Source organism: Klebsiella sp. JN_Kp126 (assembly GCF_033843325.1).
In the GTDB taxonomy this organism is placed as follows: Bacteria; Pseudomonadota; Gammaproteobacteria; order Enterobacterales; family Enterobacteriaceae; genus Klebsiella; species Klebsiella michiganensis.
In genome coordinates, this window is the sequence record NZ_JAWXQV010000079.1 from 53,494 (window position 1) to 78,737 (window position 25,244).

At 56.8% G+C, this 25,244-nt stretch carries 24 protein-coding genes; 19 read left to right on the forward strand and 5 right to left on the reverse strand.

Translation table 11 applies throughout. The annotated features are described in order from the left end of the window. Position 1: 1 nt before the first annotated feature. From SIK97_RS19020 to fecE, 4 genes are read left to right on the forward strand one after another with little or no spacing between them, the layout of a single operon-like run. Positions 2-904 (forward strand): Fe(3+) dicitrate ABC transporter substrate-binding protein FecB, encoded by a 903-nt coding sequence (locus SIK97_RS19020; protein WP_057173608.1) that lies wholly within the window; start codon positions 2-4, stop codon positions 902-904. Continuing rightward, positions 901-1,899, forward strand: coding sequence for an iron-dicitrate ABC transporter permease FecC (gene fecC / locus SIK97_RS19025; RefSeq protein WP_014228931.1), 999 nt, complete (start codon positions 901-903; stop codon positions 1,897-1,899). Before SIK97_RS19020 ends, fecC begins: the two co-directional genes overlap by 4 nt. Further along, a complete protein-coding gene (gene fecD, locus SIK97_RS19030; RefSeq protein ID WP_025106936.1) occupies positions 1,896-2,849 on the forward strand; it encodes a Fe(3+) dicitrate ABC transporter permease subunit FecD in 954 nt (317 codons plus the stop codon). The genes fecC and fecD overlap by 4 nt, the downstream gene beginning before the upstream one ends. Further along, complete coding sequence (gene fecE / locus SIK97_RS19035) at positions 2,850-3,617, forward strand: Fe(3+) dicitrate ABC transporter ATP-binding protein FecE (RefSeq protein ID WP_057173606.1); 768 nt, start codon at positions 2,850-2,852, stop codon at positions 3,615-3,617. A gap of 36 nt (positions 3,618-3,653) precedes the next feature. Here the strand turns inward: fecE and fraE are convergent, their stop codons facing one another. Then, on the reverse strand, positions 3,654-4,697 hold the full coding sequence (gene fraE, locus SIK97_RS19040) for a fructose-asparagine asparaginase (RefSeq protein WP_057173604.1): 1,044 nt from the start codon (positions 4,695-4,697) through the stop codon (positions 3,654-3,656). A gap of 279 nt (positions 4,698-4,976) precedes the next feature. Here fraE and SIK97_RS19045 point away from each other — a divergent pair, with 279 nt between their 5' ends. Beyond that, on the forward strand, positions 4,977-6,167 hold the full coding sequence (locus SIK97_RS19045; protein ID WP_014228927.1) for an HD-GYP domain-containing protein: 1,191 nt from the start codon (positions 4,977-4,979) through the stop codon (positions 6,165-6,167). 77 nt (positions 6,168-6,244) lie between these two features. Beyond that, the gene (locus SIK97_RS19050; RefSeq protein ID WP_057173600.1) at positions 6,245-8,029 is read left to right on the forward strand and encodes a sensor domain-containing diguanylate cyclase; all 1,785 of its coding nucleotides are present in this window, start codon (positions 6,245-6,247) and stop codon (positions 8,027-8,029) included. 145 nt (positions 8,030-8,174) lie between these two features. Here the strand turns inward: SIK97_RS19050 and icd are convergent, their stop codons facing one another. Next, complete coding sequence (icd, locus tag SIK97_RS19055) at positions 8,175-9,425, reverse strand: NADP-dependent isocitrate dehydrogenase (RefSeq protein WP_004131480.1); 1,251 nt, start codon at positions 9,423-9,425, stop codon at positions 8,175-8,177. 236 nt (positions 9,426-9,661) lie between these two features. On the opposite strand from icd, the gene rluE reads away from it, so the two are divergent. Genes rluE through purB form a run of 5 tightly spaced genes read left to right on the forward strand, consistent with a single transcriptional unit; the run spans position 9,662 to position 14,030 of the window. Continuing rightward, complete coding sequence (rluE, locus tag SIK97_RS19060; protein ID WP_032693070.1) at positions 9,662-10,324, forward strand: 23S rRNA pseudouridine(2457) synthase RluE; 663 nt, start codon at positions 9,662-9,664, stop codon at positions 10,322-10,324. A gap of 9 nt (positions 10,325-10,333) precedes the next feature. Beyond that, positions 10,334-10,810, forward strand: a complete 477-nt coding sequence (locus SIK97_RS19065) for an NUDIX hydrolase (protein ID WP_025106932.1) — start codon at positions 10,334-10,336, stop codon at positions 10,808-10,810. 38 nt (positions 10,811-10,848) lie between these two features. Continuing rightward, a complete protein-coding gene (gene mnmA / locus SIK97_RS19070; protein WP_004849976.1) occupies positions 10,849-11,955 on the forward strand; it encodes a tRNA 2-thiouridine(34) synthase MnmA in 1,107 nt (368 codons plus the stop codon). Positions 11,956-12,014: 59 nt separating this feature from the next. Beyond that, positions 12,015-12,656 carry a high frequency lysogenization protein HflD gene (gene hflD, locus SIK97_RS19075; protein WP_004131471.1) on the forward strand — a complete coding sequence of 214 codons (642 nt, stop codon included), beginning with the start codon at positions 12,015-12,017 and terminating at the stop codon, positions 12,654-12,656. 3 nt (positions 12,657-12,659) lie between these two features. Further along, on the forward strand, positions 12,660-14,030 hold the full coding sequence (purB, locus tag SIK97_RS19080; RefSeq protein WP_004131470.1) for an adenylosuccinate lyase: 1,371 nt from the start codon (positions 12,660-12,662) through the stop codon (positions 14,028-14,030). A gap of 49 nt (positions 14,031-14,079) precedes the next feature. Here the strand turns inward: purB and SIK97_RS19085 are convergent, their stop codons facing one another. Then, positions 14,080-15,294 (reverse strand): MFS transporter, encoded by a 1,215-nt coding sequence (locus SIK97_RS19085; RefSeq protein WP_057173599.1) that lies wholly within the window; start codon positions 15,292-15,294, stop codon positions 14,080-14,082. A 99-nt stretch (positions 15,295-15,393) separates the two neighbouring features. On the opposite strand from SIK97_RS19085, the gene SIK97_RS19090 reads away from it, so the two are divergent. The 4 genes from SIK97_RS19090 (at position 15,394) to SIK97_RS19105 (ending at position 19,271) form a co-directional block, all read left to right on the forward strand. Then, the gene (locus tag SIK97_RS19090; protein WP_057173597.1) at positions 15,394-15,840 is read left to right on the forward strand and encodes a winged helix-turn-helix transcriptional regulator; all 447 of its coding nucleotides are present in this window, start codon (positions 15,394-15,396) and stop codon (positions 15,838-15,840) included. An 85-nt stretch (positions 15,841-15,925) separates the two neighbouring features. Continuing rightward, entirely contained in the window at positions 15,926-16,600 is a 675-nt protein-coding gene (gene phoP, locus SIK97_RS19095; protein ID WP_004101181.1) for a two-component system response regulator PhoP, read from the forward strand. Continuing rightward, positions 16,597-18,063 (forward strand): two-component system sensor histidine kinase PhoQ, encoded by a 1,467-nt coding sequence (gene phoQ, locus SIK97_RS19100; protein ID WP_004849971.1) that lies wholly within the window; start codon positions 16,597-16,599, stop codon positions 18,061-18,063. Before phoP ends, phoQ begins: the two co-directional genes overlap by 4 nt. 86 nt (positions 18,064-18,149) lie before the next feature. After that, positions 18,150-19,271, forward strand: coding sequence for a cupin domain-containing protein (locus tag SIK97_RS19105; protein WP_004849969.1), 1,122 nt, complete (start codon positions 18,150-18,152; stop codon positions 19,269-19,271). A gap of 55 nt (positions 19,272-19,326) precedes the next feature. On the opposite strand, the gene pepT is transcribed toward SIK97_RS19105, so the two are convergent. Beyond that, the gene (pepT, locus tag SIK97_RS19110) at positions 19,327-20,556 is read right to left on the reverse strand and encodes a peptidase T (RefSeq protein WP_014228870.1); all 1,230 of its coding nucleotides are present in this window, start codon (positions 20,554-20,556) and stop codon (positions 19,327-19,329) included. A 257-nt stretch (positions 20,557-20,813) separates the two neighbouring features. Between pepT and potA the strand changes: the two genes are divergently transcribed. The 4 genes from potA to potD are packed head-to-tail and all read left to right on the forward strand — an operon-like array spanning position 20,814 to position 24,616. Then, positions 20,814-21,950 (forward strand): spermidine/putrescine ABC transporter ATP-binding protein PotA, encoded by a 1,137-nt coding sequence (gene potA / locus SIK97_RS19115; RefSeq protein WP_014228869.1) that lies wholly within the window; start codon positions 20,814-20,816, stop codon positions 21,948-21,950. After that, on the forward strand, positions 21,934-22,791 hold the full coding sequence (gene potB / locus SIK97_RS19120; RefSeq protein ID WP_004849963.1) for a spermidine/putrescine ABC transporter permease PotB: 858 nt from the start codon (positions 21,934-21,936) through the stop codon (positions 22,789-22,791). Before potA ends, potB begins: the two co-directional genes overlap by 17 nt. Next, positions 22,788-23,573, forward strand: coding sequence for a spermidine/putrescine ABC transporter permease PotC (gene potC / locus SIK97_RS19125; RefSeq protein ID WP_004849960.1), 786 nt, complete (start codon positions 22,788-22,790; stop codon positions 23,571-23,573). The genes potB and potC overlap by 4 nt, the downstream gene beginning before the upstream one ends. Next, a complete protein-coding gene (gene potD, locus SIK97_RS19130; RefSeq protein ID WP_004849958.1) occupies positions 23,570-24,616 on the forward strand; it encodes a spermidine/putrescine ABC transporter substrate-binding protein PotD in 1,047 nt (348 codons plus the stop codon). The genes potC and potD overlap by 4 nt, the downstream gene beginning before the upstream one ends. Positions 24,617-24,672: 56 nt before the next feature. On the opposite strand, the gene SIK97_RS19135 is transcribed toward potD, so the two are convergent. Further along, positions 24,673-24,954, reverse strand: coding sequence for a hypothetical protein (locus SIK97_RS19135; protein WP_025106927.1), 282 nt, complete (start codon positions 24,952-24,954; stop codon positions 24,673-24,675). Positions 24,955-25,244: the final 290 nt, after the last annotated feature.

Consider the following 25,244-nt stretch of genomic DNA (forward strand, 5'->3'; position numbering starts at 1 on the left):
AATGTTTAGCCTTGTTCGTCTGTGTGTTTTCAGCCTGCTGTTTCTGGCGGGCCCGCTCTTTGCCGCCACCGTACAGGATGAGCGCGGTCGCTTTACGCTTGATAAAACGCCGCAGCGCATCGTCGTACTTGAACTCTCCTTTGTCGACGCGCTGGCGGCGGTTGACGTTAGCCCGACAGGCGTGGCCGATGACAACGATCCGTCGCGTATTCTGGCGGACGTACGCGCACGTCTGAAGCCCTGGCAGTCGGTGGGCACCCGCGCCCAGCCTTCACTGGAGGCCATCAGCGCGCTGCATCCCGATCTGATCGTCGCCGATAGCAGTCGCCATGCCGGAATTTACGCCGCCCTGAGGCAAATTGCCCCGGTGCTGCTGTTGAAATCGCGCAATGAAACCTGGGAGGAGAACCTGCAGTCAGCGGCGATTATCGGCAAAGTAGTGGGTAAGGATAAGGAGATGCAGCAGCGTCTGGCGCTGCATCGGCAAAAAATGGCGGCGTTTTCCCGACAGCTGCCGGCTGGCGCCAGCGTGCTGTTTGGCACCTCTCGCGAACAGCAGTTTAATCTTCACTCAGCGCAAACTTATACCGGCAGCGTGCTGACGGCGCTTGGCCTGAAGGTTCCGCCGCCAATCGGCGGCGCGCCGATGGCGGCGATAAATTTCGAACAGCTGCTGGCCCTGAATCCGCAATGGCTGCTGGTCGCTCATTACCGTACTGAAAGTATCGTGAAAAAATGGCAGCAGGACTCCCTGTGGCCAATGCTGCAGGCCGAGCAGAAAGGGCAGGTCGCCGCCGTCGACAGCAACAGCTGGGCGCGGATGCGCGGGATCTTCGCCGCCGAGCGTATTGCCAGCGATATGGTTAAAATTGTCCACCACCGGGCGGTTGATATCACGCCATGAAACCGTTCCGTCGCGCGTTTTTTATCTGGGGATGGCCGCTGCTGGCCCTCAGCGGCCTGTTCTGGCTGAGCCTGTTCTGCTATTCGCCCATCCCGATTTCGCCGCTCAACGCCCTTCACGCCCTGCTGGCGCCTGAGTCTCCTTCGCTTGCGGAGGCGCTGGTGCTTAATCTGCGCCTGCCCCGCAGCCTGGTGGCGGTAATGCTCGGCGCCTCGCTGGCAATGTCGGGGGCGTTATTACAAACGCTTACCCATAATCCGCTGGCATCGCCTTCACTGCTCGGCATTAATAGCGGCGCGGCGCTGGCGATGGCGCTGACCAGCGCATTCAGTCCGGCACCGCTGGCGGGCTTTTCGCTGGCGCTGATTGCCGCCTGCGGCGGCGGAATAAGCTGGCTGCTGGTGATGAGCGCCGGCGGCGGCTGGCGTCAACAGCAGGATCGCCAACGGTTGATCCTCGCCGGTATTGCTCTCTCGGCGCTATGCATGGCGTTGACCAGAATGACCCTGCTGCTGGCGGAAGATCGCGCCTGGGGCATTCTTACCTGGCTTGCGGGCGGCGTTTCCCACGTGCGCTGGGCCGAGTTCTGGCAGCTTTTCCCTTTTGTCGCGCTGATTACCCCCGGCGTATTCCTGCTGGCCAACGCGCTTAATCTGCTCAACGTCAGCGATACCGCCGCCCATTCGCTGGGGGTGAATTTGCCGCGCCTGCGCCTGCTTATCAACGCGGCCGTGTTGCTGCTTACCGGCGCCAGCGTCAGCGTCGCCGGACCGATTGCCTTTGTTGGCCTGCTGGTCCCGCATCTGGCGCGTTTTTGGGCGGGTCACGATCATCGTACTTTTTTGCCGGTCAGCGCCCTGCTGGGCGCCCTGTTTATGCTGCTGGCGGATATGCTCGCCAGAGCGTTGGCCTGGCCGGGTGAACTGCCCGCGGGCGCGGTGCTGGCGCTGGCGGGCGGGCCCTGTTTTGTCTGGTTGGTCAGGAGACGCGGGTGAAACAACGCATCGTGTTTTTATGGCTCGCGCTCACGCTGTTAACCCTGTTCTCGCTGCGGATGGGGGCGATCCCGCTGCCGTGGCGAGCGCTGCTCAGCGGATGGCATACGGACAGCGAGTATCACTACGTCCTTATGCAATATCGCCTGCCGCGGGTGGTGCTGGCGCTGATTATCGGCGCCGCGCTGGCGGTTTCCGGGGCGCTGGTTCAGGGTATTGTGCATAATCCGCTGGCCTCGCCGGACATTCTGGGCATTAACCACGGGGCGAGCCTGACCTCGGTGGCGGCACTGTGGTTTTTACCGTCCCTGCCCCTGCCGTGGCTGCCGCTGCTGGCCTTTATCGGCGGAATGGTGGCGATGGTAATACCGCTCGCCCTTGCCGGTTTTTCTCGACCAATGCGCCTGGCGCTGACCGGCATCGCGCTGTCGGCCTGCTGGGCCAGCGTGACCGACTACCTCTTACTGTCGCGGCCACAGGAGATCAATAACGCGCTGCTGTGGCTGACCGGAAGCCTGTGGGCCAGAGACGGCGCATTCGTCATCATCGTCCTGCCCCTGCTGGCGATTTTGCTGCCCTTAAGCTTCGCCCTCAGTCGCGATCTCGACCTGCTGGCGCTAGGCCATGAGCGCGCGGGAACGCTCGGCGTCAACGTACGCTGGCTTAACGGCTACGGCTTAACGCTGGCGGTGGCCCTCGCGTCGATCGGCGTCGCGGTCTGCGGTCCTGTCGCCTTTATCAGCCTTGTGGTGCCGCATCTTGTGCGTCGCCTCTTCGGCGGCCGCCATCGCCGTTTATTGCCGCTCTCTGCGCTCACGGGCGGACTGGTTCTGCTGCTCGCCGATCTGCTGGCGCGAACGCTGCATCCGCCGCTTGAGCTGCCGGCAGGCGTGCTGACGGCGATTATCGGCGCCCCCTGGTTTATCTGGCTTCTTGTGAGAATGCGTTAAATGGAACTGCGAATAGAAAAGCTAACCGCTGGCTATGGCGGCAAGCGCGTTATCAACAATCTCGATCTGACGCTACCGAGCGGGAAAATTACCGCGCTGCTGGGGCCAAACGGCTGCGGTAAATCAACGCTGCTGAAGTGTTTCTCTCGCCTCCTGACGCCCATCGCCGGCGATGTCTGGCTCAATAATGTCCCCTTAAACCGCCTCTCCGCCCGTCAGCTGGCGCGGCGACTGGCGCTGCTGCCGCAGCAGCATCACGTTCCGGAAGGCGTCACCGTACGCGAGCTGGTCGGCTACGGCCGGAGTCCGTGGCTACCGCTGTGGGGGCGGCTTTCCGCGCAGGATCGACAGCAGGTCGACAGCGCGCTACAACGAACCGGCATCGCTGCGCTGGCGGAACAACCGCTGACCGCCCTTTCCGGCGGCCAGCGGCAGCGGGCTTTTCTGGCGCTGCTGCTGGCGCAGGATACGCCGCTGGTGCTGCTCGATGAGCCAACGACCTGGCTGGATATTCATCATCAGGTGGCGCTGATGACGCTGATGCGCGAGCTGCAGACGATGGGCAAGACCGTGGTCACCGTACTGCACGACCTGAACCAGGCCAGCCGCTACTGCGACCATCTGGTGGTGCTTGAAGGGGGCCGGGTGCAGGCTCAGGGCCTGGCGGAAACGGTACTGACGCCGGAGATGCTGCGGGAGATTTTTCACCTGGAGGCGGAGATTCACCCGGAGCCGGTGTCGCAGCGCCCGATGTGCGTGGTGAAATAACCCGGGTAAGGCGCGCTGCGCCCTACCCGAAGTTGATCAGTAGGTGTGGAAGTACTGCTGGATCACCTGCGGATTTTTCGTTTGCGTCAGCGCCGTCATCAGCAGGATGCGCGCTTTTGCCGGGTTGAGCGAATCGGCTACCAGCCCAGGCTGGCCGTCATCAACCGGCACGACGCCGCTGCCGGTACGCGAGGCGCGAACCACCACGATACCGGCTTTTTCCGCCTTTTCGATCCCCGCCGCGCTGCGTACGGAGACCGACCCCGCGCCGGTGCCCGCATAGATAATCCCGTCGGCATGGTGCGCGATCGCCGCGTCATACATATATTCAGGGTCATCCTGGTAGCCATAAATAATGACCACTTTCGGTAGCGCGTTAAGATTGCGGACGTCAAAAACCGAACGCACGGTGTGAATTTTATCTACGCGAGTTTCGAACTGCGGTTTGCCGCTCACGATAACGCCCAGATAGCCCTCTTCCGGCGCCTTGAAGGTATCCAGCGTCGTGGTGTTAGTCTTAGTGACAAAACGCGCCGCGCCGATGCGGTCATTAAGCACTACCATTACGCCGCGGCCCTTCGCTTCCGGGTCGGCCGCCACGGTCACCGCTTCCAGCAGATTCATCGGACCGTCTGCGCTGATGGCCGTGGCCGGACGCATTGCCGCCGTGAAAACGACCGGCTTATTGCTTTTTACCGTCAGGTTGAGGAAATAAGGCGTCTCGTCCAGGGTGTCGGTACCATGGGTAATCACAACGCCGTCCACATCATCGCGGGCCAGCAGTTCATTGACGCGCTTTGACAGTTTGAGAATGATGTCGCTGGTCATATTTTCGCTGCCGATATTAGCGACCTGCTCGCCGTCAACGCGCGCGACTTTGCTCATCTCAGGCACGGCATTAATCAGCGTCTGTACGCCAATCGCGCCGGCTTTGTACCCGGTAGTCTGGGTATTGCTGGCCGCTGAACCGGCAATCGTCCCTCCGGTCGCCAGGATTACGATATGCGGCAGACGCGTCTCACTCGAGGCGAAAGCGCTTATCGCCAGTAACGTAATTGCCAGTAATGCTCTAAAATTCATCATGACTCATCCCAAAATAGATATTAAATAAATTCGCGCAGAGAGAATGCAAACGGCTTGCCAGGATTTAATGTATTTTACTCGGTAAAAATGATTAACTATCGGACAAAAAAGGATTTTTACTTCGCCCGGAGCGCTACTTTGGTGCAGGGACGCGCTAAAAATGGGCAGGATAAAAATGCGAAACCCGAATGGACTTATTCAATCTATTTTGTCATGTCGGCATCGCTATCAACGAAATAGAGCAAAACGGTGCGGGTAATGCGATGGAGAAAAACGATGCATAATATCGCCTTAAAATCAGCATTGATGCTTACCACCCGTGTCATACAAATTATTAACCCTGAATTACACCTGCATATGCAACGAACGGCGCTGATCGCGCTGGAGCTTGCGCAGGCGTCAGGGCTCTCGCGTCAGCAGCAGCAGACGATCTTTTGCGCCGCGCTGCTGCACGACATTGGCGTTCTGGGCGATAAACGAGTGTTCTCCTCGCTGAACGCCATCGATAACCTTAACGACCCGCATCAGCACCGGGGAGCAGAAATGCTGGCCGGGTTAGCGACCCTGGCCCCCATCCTGCCGATTATCCGCGATCACCATTTTAGCCCACACCACAAAGGCAGCCTCGAACAGCATATCGTCTATTTCGCCGACGTGTTTGAACGCCTGCTTGCTGGCGATAAGCACGCGACAACCTTTCAAACCGATATGATTATTGGTAAATTTCGCGCGCTTTACCAGGCGATAGATCCGCCGCTATGCCAGACTTTGTGCCAGCTCGCACAAAAAGAGCATTTTTGGCTGCACCTCAATCCCGGACATATTCAGCGAATGCTGGAGATCATCGGCCCTATCAACCATGTTTATATCGATATCGACGGTCTGAAAGATATCTGCCTGTTAATTGCCAAAATCGTCGATACCTACAGCAGCTTCACCGCCAGCCATAGTCTGAAGGTCGGGCGAATTTCGCGCACCCTTGCCGCTTATATGAATCTGCCGGAGATGGAGTGTAAGAAAATTGAGATTGCCGGCTATTTACACGATATTGGCAAAGTACACATTCCGCTGAAAATCCTGGAGAAACAGGGCGAACTGAATGACGAAGAGCTGCTTCAGGTTCGGGAACATAGCTATATGACCGGCGAAATTCTTAGCACCTTCAGCGAACTCGGCGAAATAATTAACTGGGCCGCGAATCATCATGAAAAGCTGGATGGCAGCGGCTATCCGCTTCATCTCAATGAGCATTACCTGCAGCTTCCGGATCGGATTATCGCCATCGCGGATATTTTCACCGCGCTTACCGAAGACCGCCCCTATCGCCCCGGAATGAGCCGTCAGCAAGCGTTACAGCTGATAGAGAGTGATGTTATAAATGGCGCGCTGGATAAAGACGTGTACCGCATTTTGCATCACCATGCCGAAGCGCTGCACGCTATTATTACTCACACGCTACACCCGTAATCACCGTTTTTTTTCCGGTGAAGCCGGAGTGTGACGATAAAAAAATAATTAATTCATCTGCACGCAAGGAATATCCGGTGAGAATCGCCACCATGACTAACTGGGCCTACGGGATCACCGTCGCCCTGACCCTCGCCTCAGGCATCGCCATGCTGATGGCCTCAAGTGCGGATAATGCCGAACGCCGCGCCGTCGAACAACGCCAGGCGTTTGACCAGCTAAGCGAAGAAGTAGAAAGCGGCGCCTGGGAGCTTTCCGATCTCGCGCGACTTTACATCATTCAAAAAAATCAGGATGTGCTGCAGGAGTACCGGCAGCAAGCCCAGTCCACCGCCGCCAATGAACATCGTCTGGAAAAGCTGAAAGACAATGGCGCAACCGCTGAAGAGCTGGCGCTGCTGCGCGAGGGTTTACAGATAGCCGATGAACTTCAGGATGAGCAGCAAACGGCGCTGGCGCAGGTTGCCAGGGGAGAAGAAAAAGCGGCGGTCAGCCTGCTTTACGGCGCTGCCTATGAGCAGGAACTCGAGCGGGTCCAGACGCAGCTCGATCACTTTCGCCTGATGCTCGAAGGCCGGGTGAATAAAACCATTGCCGAGGCTACGGAGAAATCACGGATCTGGCGTACGCTTTCTGAGATCATGGTCGGGCTCACCGCGCTGATGTTCCTGTTTGTGCTGGGGTTTATTCTTAAGCGGCGGGTACTCTATCCCGTCGTTCGCCTGAGCGACGTGGTGCAGCGGCTGGCATCGCAGGATTATGCGGTTGAGACGCCGCAGTTTACCCAGATTGATGAAATTGGCGATATGGCCCAGGCCATTCGTATCTTTCGCGAGAACGGGCTGGCGCGGCAGCGGCTGGAACAAGAGCGCGATGCGGACTGGGCGGTCCGCGAGCTGCTGGCGCGGATGACCCAGCGCTTGCAGGGCTGCGAATCATTCGAGGATGTGATCAAGGTTGCCGAACTGTTCGCGCCAAATATCGCCCCGGAGATCCCGGGCCGGCTTTATATTCTCGATACCGATCCCTGGCAGATGCGCTGCGTGGCGCAGTGGCTTTCTCCTCCGCTTGAAGCCGACGTCTTCCATCCGGATAACTGCTGGGCCGTGCGGCGCGGGCTGAGCCATCCGCCGGTCAACGGTGAGCCGGATATCGCCTGTTATCACCTGTCGGAATCGCAGGCTCAACGGTCGCTATGCGTGCCGCTGATTGCGCAAGGAGAAGCGATTGGTCTGCTCTCCTTCAGCAACGTCACCTCCGCGACCGCCCCGTCCCGCGCCTATCTTGAACTGATGGCCGAAGCCCTGGGTCTGGCGCTGGCGAACCAGCGTTTACGCAACGCGCTGCTGGAAAAGGCGCTGTTTGATTCATTAACCGGCCTGCGTAACCGCCACCACCTGGATGACGCTCTGCATACTCAAATGAATCTGGCGGTACGCAACGGTACGCCGCTGAGCTGCCTGATGATCGATATCGATCACTTTAAGGCGATTAATGATAGTTATGGTCACGAAGCGGGCGATCTGGTCATTAAAAACGTCGCGGCGATTATTCAACGTGCGGTGCGCGATATTGGGATGGCCTTCCGCTATGGCGGCGAAGAGTTCCTGGTATTGCTGGGCGGAACCGATGAAGAGGCCGCGATGGCCTGCGCGACCGACATCTATCACAGCGTCCAACTGCTGACGCTACGCTATGGCCTGGCTGAAATTGGTCAGGTCGATGTGTCCATCGGCATCGCCAGCTACCCGCAGCATACGCAAAGCGATAGCCTGTTGCGCGCGGCTGACGCTGCGCTCTACCGGGCAAAAGAGCTGGGGCGGTCGAGAATTGTGAGCTTTGGGATGTTAAAGGCGGATTGAGTCGACAGTCACACTACCGCGTAAAACTGGACGAGAGACCGCTATACCCCTCCTTTTAGACCCGCGTAACGGACGCGATTCCCCCCCGGAGAATAAAAAAACGGGAACCCACCGGCTCCCGTTTTTGTTTAACCCAGAGACTGGATTACATATTCGCGATAATCGCGTCGCCAAACTCTGAACATTTCAGCAGCTTAGCGCCTTCCATCAGACGTTCAAAGTCATAGGTCACGGTCTTGGCGGCGATAGCGCCTTCGGTGCCTTTAACGATCAGGTCTGCGGCTTCGAACCACTGCATGTGGCGCAGCATCATCTCAGCGGACAGGATGATGGAACCTGGGTTCACTTTGTCCTGGCCGGCATATTTCGGTGCAGTACCGTGGGTGGCTTCAAACAGCGCGCACTCGTCACCGATGTTCGCACCAGGGGCAATACCGATACCGCCAACCTGCGCCGCCAGGGCGTCAGAGATATAGTCACCGTTCAGGTTCATACAGGCGATAACATCGTATTCCGCCGGACGCAGCAGGATCTGCTGCAGGAAGGCGTCGGCGATAACGTCTTTAACGACGATCTCTTTCCCGGTGTTCGGGTTTTTAATCTTCAGCCACGGGCCGCCGTCAATCAGCTCACCGCCGAACTCTTCGCGTGCCAGCTGGTAGCCCCAGTCTTTGAACGCGCCTTCGGTGAATTTCATGATGTTGCCTTTGTGCACCAGAGTCAGAGAATCGCGATCGTTGGTGATAGCGTATTCGATGGCGGCGCGAACCAGGCGTTTAGTGCCTTCTTCAGAGCACGGCTTGATGCCGATACCGCAATGTTCCGGGAAGCGAATTTTCTTCACGCCCATTTCATCGCGCAGGAATTTGATCACTTTATCTGCTTCAGCAGAATCGGCTTTCCACTCGATACCGGCGTAGATGTCTTCAGAGTTTTCGCGGAAGATAACCATATCGGTCAGTTCAGGATGCTTAACCGGGCTCGGGGTACCCTGATAATAACGAACCGGGCGCAGACAAACGTAGAGGTCCAGTTCCTGACGCAGAGCAACGTTCAGAGAACGGATGCCGCCGCCGACTGGGGTGGTCAGAGGGCCTTTGATAGCAACACGATATTCACGAATCAGATCAAGAGTTTCGGCAGGCAGCCAGACATCCTGGCCATAAACCTGGGTCGATTTTTCACCGGTGTAAACTTCCATCCAGGAAATTTTACGCTCGCCCTTATAGGCTTTCTCAACGGCAGCATCAACCACTTTCAGCATCGCCGGAGTCACGTCAACGCCGATACCATCACCTTCGATGAACGGGATAATCGGGTTATTAGGGACGTTCAGCTTGCCGTTTTGCAGGGTGATTTTTTGACCTTCCGCCGGAACTACTACTTTGCTTTCCATTAACCTCTCCTTCGAGCGCTTCTGGTTCTGCTCTTCCCTCTTCACGCTAGCCGGGCGTTGGCTTTACTCGCCCACTCCCGTCATCGGAATATGCCGCTAACCGGAGATTTCGCGTCCGTGTCGCCTTCCTGTAATGCGAATCGGTTTGAGCAACCTTTTTGTTAATAAGTTGTAATGAGCATGTCAATACTACCTGAATGTTTGCATCCATGAAAGGCATTCGTAATTAGGCTATAATGCGGCAATTGATTGAGTCTGAAAATACCATGCAAAAAACTTCATTTAGAAAACATCGCGTTGAGCGATTCAGCACGCAACAAGTCACCAGACAACGCAAAGAACGCCAGCCAAAAACTGTGATCTTGTTCAATAAACCATACGATGTATTGCCGCAATTTACCGATGAAGCCGGACGCAGCACGCTGAAAGATTTTATTCCGGTTGCCGGCGTCTACGCTGCCGGTCGGTTGGATCGCGATAGCGAAGGCCTGCTGGTACTGACCAACGACGGCGCGCTGCAGGCGGCGCTCACTCAACCGGGTAAGCGCACCGGTAAAATTTATTATGTTCAGGTGGAAGGTGAACCCACGGCGGACGCGCTGGCCGCGCTCCGCGACGGCGTCACGCTTAATGACGGCCCTACTCTGCCCGCCGGCGTGGAGCGGGTTGCGGAACCAGAGTGGCTGTGGCCGCGGAATCCGCCCATCCGCGAGCGCAAATCTATCCCCACCAGCTGGCTGAAAATCACCCTCTATGAGGGACGCAACCGCCAGGTACGGCGGATGACCGCCCACGTCGGCTTTCCGACGCTGCGCCTGATTCGCTACGCGATGGGCGGCTATACGCTGGATGGCCTGGCCAACGGCGAATGGCGTAAAACCGACTCACCGCATCCATAAGGAAAACCAATGTTTAAGCCGCACGTCACCGTCGCCTGCGTGGTTCACGCGAAAGGCAAATTCCTCGTTGTTGAAGAAACGATCAACGGAAAAGCGCTGTGGAACCAGCCTGCAGGTCACCTCGAAGCCGACGAAACCCTGGTTCAGGCCGCAGAGCGCGAGCTCTGGGAAGAGACCGGCATTCGCGCGACGCCGCAGCACTTTCTTCGCCTGCATCAGTGGATAGCCCCGGATCGCACCCCGTTTTTGCGCTTCCTCTTTACTATCGAGCTTAACGATACGTGCGTCACCGAGCCCCATGATAGCGATATCGATCGCTGCCTGTGGCTCAGTGCTGAGGAAATTCTTAACGCAACAAACCTGCGTTCTCAACTGGTTGCCGAGAGCATTCGCAGCTATCAGCAGGATCCGCGCTACCCGCTGTCGCTCATCGGCGAATTTAACTGGCCGTTTACAGGGGGTGCCTCGACGGATGACGCGTGCTAGAATACGCCGCCTCGAAGTTCAATGTAGTGAGTATTCCAATGTCAGAAAGCCAGAAAAAAGTGATCGTCGGCATGTCCGGCGGGGTTGATTCCTCAGTTTCCGCTTACCTGCTGCTCCAGCAAGGGTATAAGGTGGAAGGCCTGTTCATGAAGAACTGGGAAGAGGACGACGGCGAGGAATACTGCACCGCAGCGGCGGATCTTGCCGACGCGCAGGCCGTTTGCGATAAGCTGGGAATTGAACTTCACACCGTCAACTTTGCCGCAGAATACTGGGACAACGTATTCGAATTGTTCCTTGAAGAATATAAAGCCGGCCGCACGCCGAACCCGGATATTCTGTGCAATAAAGAAATTAAATTTAAAGCCTTCCTCGAATTTGCCGCAGAAGACCTCGGCGCTGACTACATCGCCACCGGGCACTACGTGCGCCGCGCCGACGTTAACGGCAAGAGCCAGCTGCTGCGCGGCCTCGACGGTAACAAAGACCAGAGCTACTTCCTTTATACTCTCAGCCACGAACAGATCGCGCAAAGCCTGTTCCCGGTAGGAGAGCTGGAAAAGCCGCAGGTGCGTAAAATCGCCGAAGAGCTGGATCTCATCACCGCGAAGAAAAAAGACTCGACCGGTATCTGTTTTATCGGCGAACGTAAATTCCGTGAATTCCTTGGCCGCTACCTGCCCGCCCAGCCGGGTAAAATTATCAGCGTTGACGGCGACGAAGTTGGCGAGCACCAGGGCCTGATGTACCACACGCTGGGTCAGCGTAAAGGCCTGGGCATCGGCGGCATCAAAGACGGCGGCGAAGACCCGTGGTACGTGGTCGACAAAGACGTCGAAAACAATATTCTGATTGTCGCCCAGGGCCACGACCATCCGCGTCTGATGTCCGTGGGGTTGATTGCTCAACAGCTGCACTGGGTAGACCGCGAGCCGCTGACCGGCACGCTGCGCTGCACGGTGAAAACCCGCTACCGCCAGACCGATATCCCCTGCAGCGTAAAAGCGCTGGATGACGACCGCATTGAAGTGATCTTTGATGAGCCGGTTGCCGCCGTCACGCCAGGCCAGTCTGCGGTCTTTTACCGCGACGAAGTCTGCCTCGGCGGTGGGATTATCGAACAGCGCTTGCCGCTGCAGGCTTGACAGACATATTAGCCGCGGAATGCCTCAACCGGGTATTCGGCGGTTTACAAGGAGAATGTGTGGCGAAGAATTATTATGACATTACGCTGGCGCTGGCCGGCGTTTGCCAGGCCGCGCGTCTGGTTCAGGAACTGGCGCACCAGGGGCACTGCGATAGCGACGCCCTGCATGTGTCGCTGAACAGCATCATCGACCTCGACCCGGATTCAACGCTGGCGGTGTTCGGTGGTAGTGAAGCCAATCTTCGTCTCGGGCTGGAAACTCTCATTGGCGTGCTGAATACCAGCAGTCGCCAGGGACTGAACGCCGAACTCACCCGCTATACTCTAAGCCTGATGGTGCTCGAGCGTAAGCTTGCCGCCAGCAAAGGGGCCATGGATACCCTCGGCAACCGTATCGGTGGCCTGCGTCGTCAGCTTGAACATTTCGATCTGCAATCCGAGACCCTGCTCAGCGCAATGGCCGGCATCTATGTTGATGTCATTAGCCCGCTGGGCCCGCGGATTCAGGTGACCGGCTCTCCAGCCGTGCTGCAAAGCCCTCAGGTTCAGGCGAAGGTTCGCTCTGCCCTGCTGGCAGGTATTCGCTCCGCGGTGCTCTGGCACCAGGTCGGCGGCGGACGTCTGCAGCTGATGTTTTCCCGTAATCGTCTGGTTAACCAGGCAAAACAAATTCTTGCTCATTTAACCCCGGAGTTGTGATCTATGGAATTATCCTCACTGACCGCCGTTTCCCCAGTCGACGGCCGCTACGGCGACAAAGTCAGCGCGCTGCGCGGTATCTTCAGCGAATTCGGTTTGCTGAAATTCCGCGTTCAGGTAGAAGTGCGTTGGTTGCAAAAACTGGCCGCGCACGCAGCGATCAAGGAAGTTCCTGCTTTTGCTGCCGACGCAAACGGTTACCTTGATAAAATCGTCGCCGATTTCAGCGTAGAAGATGCAGAGCGCATCAAAACGATCGAGCGCACCACCAACCACGACGTCAAAGCGGTTGAGTATTTCCTCAAGGAAAAAGTCGCCGACGTGGCAGAACTGCACGCGGTCTCCGAGTTTATCCACTTCGCCTGCACCTCCGAGGACATCAACAATCTGTCCCACGCGCTGATGCTGAAAACCGCCCGCGACGAAGTGATCCTGCCATACTGGCGCAAGCTGATCGACGCGGTTAAGGACCTGGCGGTACAGTATCGCGATATCCCGCTGCTTTCCCGCACCCACGGCCAGCCGGCCACGCCGTCCACCATGGGTAAAGAGATGGCGAACGTCGCTTACCGTATGGAGCGCCAGTATCGTCAGCTGAATCAGATTGAAATTCTTGGCAAAATCAACGGCGCGGTGGGGAACTATAACGCCCACATCGCCGCCTACCCGGAAGTCGACTGGCACCAGTTCAGCGAAGAGTTCGTCACCTCGCTGGGTATCCAGTGGAACCCGTACACCACCCAGATTGAACCGCACGACTATATCGCCGAGCTGTTTGACTGCGTCGCCCGCTTCAACACCATCCTGATTGATTTCGATCGTGACGTGTGGGGCTATATCGCGCTCAACCATTTCAAGCAGAAGACCATTGCCGGCGAAATCGGCTCTTCCACCATGCCGCATAAAGTGAACCCGATCGACTTCGAGAACTCCGAAGGCAACCTCGGTCTGGCCAATGCGGTGATGCAGCATCTGGCAAGCAAACTGCCGGTTTCCCGCTGGCAGCGCGACCTGACCGACTCCACCGTCCTGCGTAACCTCGGCGTGGGCATCGGCTACGCGCTGATCGCGTATCAATCCACCCTGAAAGGCGTGAGCAAGCTGGAGCTGAATCAGGACCGCCTGCTGGATGAACTGGACCACAACTGGGAAGTTCTGGCCGAGCCGATTCAGACCGTCATGCGTCGCTACGGCATCGAGAAGCCGTACGAGAAGCTGAAAGAGCTGACCCGCGGCAAGCGCGTTGATGCAGAAGGCATGCAGCAGTTCATCGACAGCCTGGCGCTGCCGGAAGCGGAAAAAGTTCGCCTGAAGGCCATGACCCCGGCTAACTATATCGGCCGTGCGACCACCATGGTTGACGAACTGAAGTAATCCTTTCCACCCTCTTTCCGCCGGGAAAGAGGGTTATTTTTCCTCCCCCTCATCTGCTCGTCGTCATCCCCCGGGTTATTAACCAGAACAGCAGCGCCAGCAGACTGACCGAAGCCCCCAGCAGGCAAACGCCCTGCCATCCTCCGCGCGCATATACCGCTGTCGTACTCACCGCACCCAAACCGCTGCCAAGTGCATAAAACAGCATATACAAACCGACCAGCCTGCTGTGCGCTTCGGGACGGGTACGGAAAATCATGCTTTGATTGGTGACATGCAGCGCCTGACCGCCGAGATCCAGCAGTACAATGCCGACCAACAGCGCCGCGGGCGACCATGCCATCAGCGACAGCGGCCACCAGGCTATCAGCAACATCACCAGAGCCGCGGCGCTGGTGCGCTGCCCATATCCGCGATCGGCCCATTTACCGGCACGCCCCGCTGCCAGAGCGCCGATGACCCCGACCAGGCCCAGGGCGCCAATCTCAGTATGGGAAAAGCGAAAGGGCGGAGCGGTTAATGGCAAAACCAGCGCACTCCAGAAGATATTGAAAGCGGCAAACATCAGTAATGCCAGCACGCCGCGCACCTGAAGCACTTTTTCCTGGCGCAGCAGAGCCAGCATGGATATCAACAGCCGCGGATAGCTCAGGGGGTTCGGCGCAGCCGCCAATACCGGCAGCCGACGCCACAGCGGAAGCGCAATACCCAGCATCAATAAAGCGGCCAAGATGTACACCCCGCGCCAGCCGAAGAGATCGCTAATCGACCCGGAGAATACCCGCGCCAGCAGCAGCCCGATAAATACACCGCTTTGCGCAGCGCCCACCACGCGCCCCTGTTCATGGGGCGCGGCGGCGCTGGCGGCATACGCGATTAGCCCCTGGGTCATCGCGGTACCCAGCAGGCCAACGGCAAGCATACAGCCCAATAGCATCACGGCGGTGGAAGCCATACTCACCGCCGCCAGGGCAGCGATCAGTAAAATCACCTGCGTCGCCATCAGGCGGCGGCGATTCACCCTGTCGCCCAGCGGCACCAGCAGTAGCAACGCCATTGCGCAGCCAATCTGGGTCGCCGCAATCACCCCGCCAATCGCGGCGTCGCCGATCGCAAAATCTCGCGCTAGCGCGTCGAGCAGCGGTTGCGCGTAATACACGTTTGCCACGCTCAGGCCGCTGGCGATAGCAAACAGCCAGACCAGGCTGCGAGGCATAACCGTTTGCGAATCGCTTAGCGTTGGAGATATCAGTGTCGCTTTCATGATGCCCACCTTGGTTATCTGGTTTCAAAATAAAACCAGTTGAAGGCTAGAACATCAAGTTTTAAAATGCAACTACTTAACAGACCGTTCGGAGAGCCCATGCCAGCGCGTGAAAAAATGAAAAACGAAACCTGCCCCGTCGCCCGAAGCGTGGATATTATCGGCGATCGCTGGTCCTTGTTGATTGTACGCGACGCCTTTGATGGCATACGCCGCTTCAGCGATTTTCAGCGAAGCCTCGGTATGGCACGTAATATTCTCTCTGACCGTCTGCACAAATTGGTAAACTCAGGTATTCTCACTATGCAATCCGCCTCGGATGGCACGGCTTATCAGGAATACGTACTGACGGCAAAAGGAGAGCGTTTGTTCCCCGTTGTCGTTGCGCTACGCCAGTGGGGAGAGCTGCATCTGTTTGCCCATGGGGAACCCCATTCCGTACTGATCGATAAACGTACGCTGCGCCCGATACCGATGATGTCGCCCGAGGCCGAAGATGGACTCGTCCTCACCGCCCAAGAGACCGAGGTACAAAAAATCGAATAAAATTCTTTATTTAACAGCTGTTTATATTAAAGGTGTATAATAAACGCTAAACTGTTCAATATCATAAATAAAATGGAGAACTGGCATGCGCGTACTCGTGGTTGAGGATAACGCTCTGCTGCGCCACCACCTGAAAGTTCAGCTGCAGGAGCTGGGACATCAGGTCGATGCGGCGGAAGACGCAAAGGAAGCGGATTACTATCTGGGTGAGCACGTTCCGGACATCGCCATCGTCGATCTTGGCCTGCCGGATGAAGACGGCCTTTCGCTGATTCGTCGCTGGCGCAGCCACGACGTGTCGGTACCGGTGCTGGTGCTGACCGCCCGCGAAGGCTGGCAGGATAAGGTTGAGGTCCTGAGCGCCGGAGCGGATGATTACGTCACTAAGCCGTTCCATATCGAAGAGGTTGCCGCCCGCATGCAGGCGCTTCTGCGGCGTAATAGCGGCCTGGCATCACAGGTTATCTCCATTCCGCCTTTCCAGGTGGATCTGTCGCGTCGCGAGCTGTCGGTCAACGACCAGCCCATCAAGCTGACGGCATTTGAATACACCATTATGGAAACCCTGATCCGCAATCGGGGCAAAGTGGTCAGCAAAGATTCGCTGATGCTGCAGCTCTATCCCGACGCCGAGCTGCGCGAAAGCCATACCATCGATGTGCTGATGGGACGATTGCGCAAAAAAATACAGGCTGAGTATCCGCAGGATGTGATTACCACCGTGCGCGGTCAGGGCTATCTGTTCGAACTGCGCGGATGAAAGGGGTGCTGCGGCATATTCTGCCGCTGTCGTTACGCGTTCGCTTTCTGCTGGCGACGGCCGCCGTAGTGCTGGTGTTGTCACTCTCCTATGGCATGGTCGCGCTGGTGGGGTATAGCGTCAGTTTCGATAAAACCACCTTCCGCCTGCTGCGCGGCGAGAGCAATCTGTTCTATATGCTGGCGAAATGGGAAAACAACACCATCGATGTTGATATCCCCGAAAACCTGAATATGCAAAGCCCCACGGTGACGCTCATTTACGACGCCCGCGGCCAGCTGCTGTGGGCACAGCGCGACGTACCCTGGCTGGTAAAACGTATTCAACCGGACTGGCTCAAAAACAACGGCTTTCACGAAATTGAGGCCGACGTTGACAGCAGCAGTATGCTGCAGCACAACAACCATGAGATTCAACAACAGCTGGACGCCATTCGGCAAGAGGACGATGGCTCCGAAATGACCCACTCGGTGGCGATCAATATCTATCCGGCCACCAGCACCATGCCGCAGCTCAGTATCGTGGTTGTCGACACCATTCCGGTAGAGCTTAAGCGCTCCTACATGGTGTGGAGCTGGTTTATCTATGTCCTCGCGGCTAACCTGCTGCTGGTGATCCCGCTACTGTGGGTCGCGGCATGGTGGAGCTTGCGCCCTATCGAATCGCTGGCCAAAGAGGTGCGCGAACTGGAGGAGCATCACCGCGAGATGCTCAATCCGAATACCACCCGCGAGCTGACGCGGCTGGTCAGCAATCTCAACCGCCTGCTGAAAAGCGAACGCGAACGCTATGATAAATACCGCACGACGCTGACCGACCTCACCCACAGTCTGAAAACCCCGCTTGCGGTGATGCAGAGCACGCTGCGTTCCATGCGCGGCGAGAAAATGAGCGTCAATGAAGCAGAGCCGGTGATGCTGGAGCAGATTAGCCGCATCTCGCAGCAGATTGGCTACTATCTGCACCGCGCCAGCATGCGCAGCGGCGGTTCGCTGCTCAGTCGCGAGCTGCATCCCATCGCTCCGCTCCTCGACAGCCTGACCTCGGCGCTGAATAAGGTCTATCAACGTAAAGGCGTGAACATTACCCTGGATATCTCGCCGGAAATCAGTTTTGTCGGTGAAAAGAATGATTTTATGGAGGTTATGGGCAATGTGCTCGATAACGCCTGTAAATACTGCCTTGAGTTTGTGGAAGTCTCCGTCCGGCAGACCAACGACAACCATCTGCATATTCTGGTTGAAGATGATGGCCCGGGGATCCCTGCCGCGATGCGCAGCGCGGTGTTCGACCGCGGCCAGCGCGCAGATACGCTGCGCCCCGGACAGGGCGTCGGTCTCTCGGTTGCCCGCGATATCGTAGCCCAGTACGATGGCCGCATCCTCGCCGAAGAGAGCCTGCTCGGCGGCGCCTGCATGGAAGTTATTTTTGGTCGCCAGGCCCTGGAAGATAAAGAGAGCTAAAACAGTCGGTTTTTTAACGGCGCCTGCATCATGCTGGTGCCGCATCCGTTATAATCCCTAACAGACACCTGCTGTGGAATATAAATATGGATTATCAATTAACGCTTAACTGGCCCGACTTTATCGAACGCTACTGGCAAAAACGCCCGGTGGTGCTGAAACGGGGCTTTGCTAATTTCGTCGATCCGTTAAGCCCGGACGAACTGGCCGGACTGGCGATGGAGAGCGAAGTCGACAGTCGCCTGGTCAGTCATCAGGACGGTAAATGGCAGGTCAGCCACGGCCCCTTTGAGAGCTACGATCACCTGAGCGAGAATAACTGGTCGCTGCTGGTACAGGCAGTCAATAACTGGCATCAGCCAACGGCGGCGCTCATGCATCCGTTCCGCGCCCTGCCCGACTGGCGCATCGACGATCTGATGATCTCGTTTTCCGTCCCCGGCGGCGGCGTCGGTCCGCATCTCGACCAGTACGATGTGTTTATCATTCAGGGGACCGGCCGCCGCCGCTGGCGCGTGGGTGAAAAAGTGCCGATGAAACAGCACTGCCCGCACCCGGACCTGCTGCAGGTCGACCCGTTTGAAGCCATCATTGATGAAGAGATGGAGCCGGGCGATATTCTGTATATTCCGCCGGGGTTCCCGCACGAAGGCTACTCGCTGGAAAACTCGCTCAACTATTCAGTTGGCTATCGCGCGCCTAACGCGCGTGAGCTGTTCAGCGGCTTTGCTGATTATATTTTGCAGCGTGAACTGGGCAGCCAGCGTTATGCCGACCCGGACGTACCGTCTCGCGAGCACCCTGCGGATATTCTGCCCGCGGAGCTGGATCGCCTGCGCGATATGATGCTGGGGCTGATTAATCAGCCGGAGCACTTTAAGCAGTGGTTCGGCGAATTTATCACCCAGTCCCGGCACGAGCTGGACGTGGCGCCGCCGGAGCCACCGTACCAGCCGGATGAAATTTACGATGCCCTGCAGCAGGGGGATAAGCTGACGCGTCTTGGGGGCCTGCGCGTGCTGCGGATTGATGGCGAGGTATTCGTCAACGGCGAGAAGATCAACTCTCCGCACCGTCCGGCGCTGGATGCTCTGGCAACCCACCTGACGCTAAACGCTGAGCATCTCGGCGATGCGCTGGAAGATCCCTCCTTCCTCGCCCTGCTGGCCGCGCTGGTCAACAGCGGCTACTGGTTCTTTGAGGACTGAGTCTTCAACTGCCCGGTGACGGCTGACGCCTCACCGGGCCCGTAGCTTATAGCCTTCATGCGCCTCGTTTCGCCGTCAGCTCCGCAATGCGTACAATCACCTGCACCGCCTTCTCCATGCCTTCAAGCGTCACAAACTCATGCTTGCCGTGGTAGTTATAGCCGCCGGTAAACAGATTTGGACACGGCAGACCCATAAAGGAGAGCTGCGCGCCGTCGGTACCGCCGCGAATCGGCTTCATCTGCGGATCGATCTGGCAATCCACCATCGCCTGGCGGGCAATCTCCACCACGTGCGGGTGCGCCATCACCTTTTCATGCATATTGTAATAGCTGTCTTCGATGACCAGCTCAATATAGCAATCCGGATGCAGCCCCTTGCCGACCTTTTTGGCGATCTCCATCATTTTGCGCTTGCGGGCCTCAAACTGCTTGCGGTCAAAATCGCGGATGATGTAGTGCATATCGGCCCGGTCGACCGTGCCTTTGATGCTGGCCAGATGGTAGAAGCCCTCATAGCCTTCGGTGGTTTCCGGCGCTTCGTCCGCTGGGACTTCGGCATGAATGCGCGCCGCCAGCGACAGCGCGTTGACCATCACCCCTTTCGCCGTACCGGGATGAACATTGTTGCCAACGATCTTAATCGTCACCGACGCGGCGTTAAAGTTCTCGAACTCCAGCTCACCTACGCCGCCACCGTCGACGGTATAGGCCCAGCAGGCGTCAAACGCGGCAACATCGAAATGCTTCGCCCCTTTGCCCACCTCTTCATCCGGGGTAAAGGCCACGCGAATATCGCCGTGAGGAATATTCTTCGCCTTTAGCGTCGCCAGCGCGGTCATGATCTCTGCGATACCGGCTTTATCATCGGCGCCGAGGAGCGTTTTACCATCGGTGGTGATCAGCGTCTGCCCGAGCAGCTGGTGCAGTATCGGGAACATCACCGGCGAGAGGACCTCATCGCCAATACCAAGCGCGATATCGCCGCCGCGATAGTTTTCTACGATCTGCGGATTCACGTTCTTGCCGCTGAAGTCAGGCGACGTATCGACATGAGAAATAAAGCCAATGGCCGGAATATCACCCTCAACGTTAGCTGGCAGGGTGCCCATGATCGTCCCTTTCTCACTCAGCGTCACATTCACCAGTCCCATTTCTTGCAGCTGCGCCTGAAGCAGACGTAGCAGCTTCCACTGACCTTCCGTGCTCGGTACCTGACGCACGCCCGGTTTCGACTGCGTGTCTAAAGAAACGTACTGCAAAAAACGCTCAAGCAATTTATCCATGTAGCCACCCTCTTCTTTTGTGACAACATTATTGATAAGCCGGAAAAACCAAATATTGCGTCAGGTCATTTTTAGCCCGGCAAATGAGAATTTAATACATTTCACACGATAATGTTGTAAAGGTAGTTCATCATGGCGCATCAATCATTGGCGATTACAATCGTTTGCCGTAGAATGCTCGGCCTTATTATTTTATGTGCAAAACCAAAGGTGGTTAACCACAAACCCCGCATCGGTAAGCTTTCCGCTGCGTCTACATGGGACAGAGTCGAAAATTGAATACACAACCGCGTTCGCGTTCTCCGCTGGTTCAGCTGGCGGGAATTCGCAAAAGCTTTGATGGTAAAACGGTTATCTCCGACCTCAATCTGACCATCAACAACGGTGAGTTTCTCACCCTGCTTGGCCCCTCTGGCTGCGGTAAAACAACCGTTCTTCGTCTTATCGCCGGACTGGAAAGCGTCGATAGCGGCCAAATCCATCTCGAAGATCACGATATCACCCATATCCCGGCGGAAAACCGCCACGTGAACACCGTCTTTCAAAGCTATGCGCTGTTTCCGCACATGACGGTGTTTGAAAACGTCGCCTTCGGCCTGCGTATGCAGAAAACCCCGACGGCGGACATCGCGCCCCGCGTCCACGATGCCCTGCGCATGGTGCAGCTTGAAGCGTTTGCTCAACGTAAACCGCATCAGCTGTCCGGCGGCCAGCAGCAGCGCGTGGCGATTGCCCGCGCGGTGGTGAACAAACCGCGCCTGCTGCTGCTTGATGAATCCCTCTCCGCCCTTGATTATAAACTGCGCAAGCAGATGCAGAACGAACTGAAGGCGCTGCAGCGTAAGCTCGGCATCACCTTCGTCTTCGTGACCCACGATCAGGAAGAAGCGCTGACCATGTCCGACCGTATCGTGGTGATGCGCGAGGGTAAAATCGAGCAGGACGGTACGCCGCGCGAAATCTACGAAGAACCGAAAAACCTGTTCGTCGCCAGCTTTATCGGCGAAATTAACATTTTCAGCGCCACGGTCATTGAACGGATTGACGATCGGCGGGTGCGCGCCAGCGTCGAAGGCCGCGAGTGCAATATCTACGTCAACTTCGCCGTTGAAAAAGGCCAGCGGCTTAACGTTCTGCTGCGCCCGGAAGACCTGCGCGTGGACGAGATCCACGACAGTAATGACGCCGATGGCCTGATAGGCTATATCCGCGAACGCAACTATAAAGGCATGACGCTGGAATCGGTGGTTGAACTGGAAAACGGTAAAATGGTGATGGTCAGCGAATTCTTTAATGAAGACGATCCTGATTTTGACCACTCTCTCGACCAGAAAATGGCCATTAACTGGGTAGAAAGCTGGGAGGTTGTGCTGGCCGATGAAGAACACCAGTAAATTCCAGAATGTGGCGATCGCCACCATCGTGGGCTGGCTTGTGCTGTTTGTCTTTCTGCCCAACCTGATGATCATCGCCACCAGCTTTCTGACCCGCGACGATACCAACTTCGTCAAGCTGGTCTTTACGCTGGACAACTACGCGCGCCTGCTCGACCCGCTCTACTACGACGTGCTGCTGCATTCGTTGAATATGGCGCTGCTGGCGACGCTGGCCTGCCTGGCGCTCGGCTACCCTTTCGCCTGGTTCCTGGCCAGGCTACCGGAGAAGGTGCGCCCGCTGATGCTGTTTCTGCTGATCGTGCCGTTCTGGACCAATTCGCTGATTCGTATCTACGGCCTGAAGATTTTCCTCAGCACCAAGGGCTACCTTAATGAATTTTTGCTGTGGCTGGGTATCATCGATACGCCGCTGCGCATCATGTACACCCCTTCGGCGGTGATTATCGGCCTGGTCTATATTCTGCTGCCGTTTATGGTGATGCCGCTCTACTCGAGCATCGAGAAGCTCGACCGCCCGCTGCTGGAAGCGGCAAAAGACCTTGGCGCCGGTAAGCTACAAACCTTTATCCGTATCATCATTCCGCTGACCATGCCGGGGATTATCGCCGGCTGCCTGCTGGTGATGCTTCCGGCCATGGGGCTGTTCTACGTTTCCGACCTGATGGGCGGCGCGAAGAACCTGCTGATTGGTAACGTGATTAAGAGCCAGTTCCTCAACATCCGCGACTGGCCGTTTGGCGCGGCGACCAGCATCACGCTTACGCTGGTGATGGGTCTGATGCTGCTGATTTACTGGCGCGCGGCGCGTTTACTGAATAAAAAGGTGGAGCTGGAATGATCGGTCGACTGCTGCGCGGCGGCTTTATGACCGCTATTTACGCGTATCTCTATATTCCCATTATTATTCTGATCGTTAACTCGTTTAACAGTTCACGCTTTGGCATTAACTGGCAGGGTTTTACCACCAACTGGTATAGCCTGCTGATGAACAACGACAGCCTGCTGCAGGCGGCGCAGCACTCGCTGACCATGGCGGTGCTCTCGGCGACCTTCGCTACGCTTATCGGCTCGCTGACCGCCGTGGCGCTGTACCGCTATCGCTTTCGCGGCAAGCCGTTCGTCAGCGGGATGCTGTTTGTGGTGATGATGTCGCCGGATATCGTGATGGCGATTTCGCTGCTGGTGCTGTTTATGCTGATCGGTATTCAGCTGGGATTCTGGTCGCTGCTGTTTTCCCACATCACCTTTTGCCTGCCCTTCGTGGTGGTCACGGTATTTTCGCGCCTGAAAGGTTTTGACGTGCGGATGCTGGAAGCAGCGAAAGATCTCGGCGCCAGCGAACTGACCATTCTGCGAAAGATCATTTTGCCGCTGGCGCTGCCCGCGGTGGCCGCAGGGTGGCTGCTGAGCTTTACCCTGTCGATGGATGATGTGGTGGTCTCTTCATTCGTCACCGGGCCGGGTTATGAGATCCTGCCGCTGAAGATCTATTCGATGGTTAAAGTTGGGGTATCGCCGGAGGTTAATGCGCTGGCGACCATTCTGTTGGTTCTGTCGCTGGTGATGGTTATTGCCAGCCAGATAATTGCACGTGATAAAACTCAGGGGACGTTAAAATGAAAAAATGGTCACGCCACCTGCTCGCTGCGGGCGCTCTGGCAGTCGGTATGAGCGCCGCGCACGCGGACGATAGCAAAACGCTCTATTTCTACAACTGGACCGAGTATGTCCCGCCGGGGCTGCTGGAACAGTTCACCAAAGAGACCGGTATCAAGGTGATCTATTCGACCTACGAGTCGAACGAAACCATGTACGCCAAGCTCAAAACCTATAAAGACGGCGCCTACGACCTGGTCGTGCCTTCTACCTACTTCGTCGACAAAATGCGTAAAGAGGGCATGCTGCAGAAGATCGACAAAAGCAAACTGAGCAACTTCAGCAATCTTGACCCTGAAATGCTCAACAAGCCGTTCGACCCCAACAACGACTACTCCATTCCGTACATCTGGGGCGCGACGGCCATTGGGGTGAATAGCGAAGAGATCGATCCGAAGACCGTCACCAGCTGGGCGGATCTGTGGAAACCCGAGTATAAGAGCAGCCTGCTGCTGACCGACGACGCGCGCGAAGTGTTCCAGGTCGCGCTGCGTAAACTGGGCTACTCCGGTAATACCACCGATCCGAAAGAGATTGAAGCGGCCTATAACGAGCTGAAAAAACTGATGCCGAACGTCGCGGCGTTCAACTCCGATAACCCGGCGAACCCGTATATGGAAGGCGAGGTCAACCTCGGCATGGTGTGGAATGGCTCCGCGTGGGTTGCGCGTCAGGCCGGTACGCCGCTGGAAGTCGTATGGCCGAAAGAAGGCGGCATCTTCTGGATGGATAGCCTGTCGATTCCGGCAAACGCCAAAAACGTCGATGGCGCGCTGAAGCTGATCAACTTCCTGCTGCGCCCGGAAGTGGCTAAACAGGTCGCGGAAACCATCGGCTACCCGACGCCAAACCTTGCCGCGCGGAAGATGCTAAGCCCGGAAGTCGCCAACGATAAATCGCTCTACCCGGACGCCGCAACGATTCAGAAAGGCGAATGGCAGAACGATGTCGGCAGCGCCAGTACGCTTTATGAAGAGTATTATCAGAAGCTGAAAGCGGGTCGTTAATCACCTCACAGGTCGGGTAGCATGGTGCTTACCCGACCGCTTCGGGAAGTGCGTTTCTAGCTTCTCAACGGATGAATTCTTGATTTAACCAGCGCGTCTTCAACGTCAAAATCGGCCAGCGGATAGTTGGTCGCCACCAGATAAAATCGCCCATCCTGCGCCGGATATTCATGGACGTTGTAGTTCACCATTTTTGGCTGCTCGGCAGAGGCGTCTCCCCGGACGGAACCGGCGGCGTATTTCGAACGGACCCGGAGAGAGTGGCTTTTAATATCCCTGTGGATTTCGCCGTGATGCTCGTCGCCGAGGATCAGGTAGTCAACATATTCAGTGGCCATGGTGTTATTCCTTCTCTGTTGTCCGAGTGAAGAAACATGCCACAAACGTCTGTCTGATACTGTTTTGTTAATCACAGCGTTACATATATGTGAAATGCAAAATCAATATATTAACGGCTAAAATAATGCCAGCGCTGTCGCTTTGGCGACCACATTGTCCATGGTGAAGCCAGATTCTTTTCCCGGAGGCGGTGCTGCGCACCTGTCCGGGCTACCCGACCGCGCTGGCCTGTAGCCCGGAGGCGGTAAAAGAACTACAGCAGCGCTTTCGCTTTCGCGACCACGTTATC

Coding starts and splice junctions, on each gene's coding strand:
- rluE (WP_032693070.1), top strand. CDS start 9,662: ATGCGGCAATTGATTGAGTCTGAAAATACCATGCAAAAAACTTCATTT.
- purB (WP_004131470.1), top strand. CDS start 12,660: ATGGAATTATCCTCACTGACCGCCGTTTCCCCAGTCGACGGCCGCTAC.
- fecC (WP_014228931.1), top strand. CDS start 901: ATGAAACCGTTCCGTCGCGCGTTTTTTATCTGGGGATGGCCGCTGCTG.
- SIK97_RS19085 (WP_057173599.1), bottom strand. CDS start 15,294: ATGAAAGCGACACTGATATCTCCAACGCTAAGCGATTCGCAAACGGTT.
- SIK97_RS19135 (WP_025106927.1), bottom strand. CDS start 24,954: ATGGCCACTGAATATGTTGACTACCTGATCCTCGGCGACGAGCATCAC.
- fraE (WP_057173604.1), bottom strand. CDS start 4,697: ATGAATTTTAGAGCATTACTGGCAATTACGTTACTGGCGATAAGCGCT.
- SIK97_RS19020 (WP_057173608.1), top strand. CDS start 2: ATGTTTAGCCTTGTTCGTCTGTGTGTTTTCAGCCTGCTGTTTCTGGCG.
- SIK97_RS19105 (WP_004849969.1), top strand. CDS start 18,150: ATGGATTATCAATTAACGCTTAACTGGCCCGACTTTATCGAACGCTAC.
- potB (WP_004849963.1), top strand. CDS start 21,934: ATGAAGAACACCAGTAAATTCCAGAATGTGGCGATCGCCACCATCGTG.
- fecE (WP_057173606.1), top strand. CDS start 2,850: ATGGAACTGCGAATAGAAAAGCTAACCGCTGGCTATGGCGGCAAGCGC.
- potC (WP_004849960.1), top strand. CDS start 22,788: ATGATCGGTCGACTGCTGCGCGGCGGCTTTATGACCGCTATTTACGCG.
- icd (WP_004131480.1), bottom strand. CDS start 9,425: ATGGAAAGCAAAGTAGTAGTTCCGGCGGAAGGTCAAAAAATCACCCTG.
- phoP (WP_004101181.1), top strand. CDS start 15,926: ATGCGCGTACTCGTGGTTGAGGATAACGCTCTGCTGCGCCACCACCTG.
- phoQ (WP_004849971.1), top strand. CDS start 16,597: ATGAAAGGGGTGCTGCGGCATATTCTGCCGCTGTCGTTACGCGTTCGC.
- SIK97_RS19065 (WP_025106932.1), top strand. CDS start 10,334: ATGTTTAAGCCGCACGTCACCGTCGCCTGCGTGGTTCACGCGAAAGGC.
- mnmA (WP_004849976.1), top strand. CDS start 10,849: ATGTCAGAAAGCCAGAAAAAAGTGATCGTCGGCATGTCCGGCGGGGTT.
- SIK97_RS19045 (WP_014228927.1), top strand. CDS start 4,977: ATGCATAATATCGCCTTAAAATCAGCATTGATGCTTACCACCCGTGTC.
- pepT (WP_014228870.1), bottom strand. CDS start 20,556: ATGGATAAATTGCTTGAGCGTTTTTTGCAGTACGTTTCTTTAGACACG.
- SIK97_RS19090 (WP_057173597.1), top strand. CDS start 15,394: ATGCCAGCGCGTGAAAAAATGAAAAACGAAACCTGCCCCGTCGCCCGA.
- potD (WP_004849958.1), top strand. CDS start 23,570: ATGAAAAAATGGTCACGCCACCTGCTCGCTGCGGGCGCTCTGGCAGTC.
- potA (WP_014228869.1), top strand. CDS start 20,814: ATGGGACAGAGTCGAAAATTGAATACACAACCGCGTTCGCGTTCTCCG.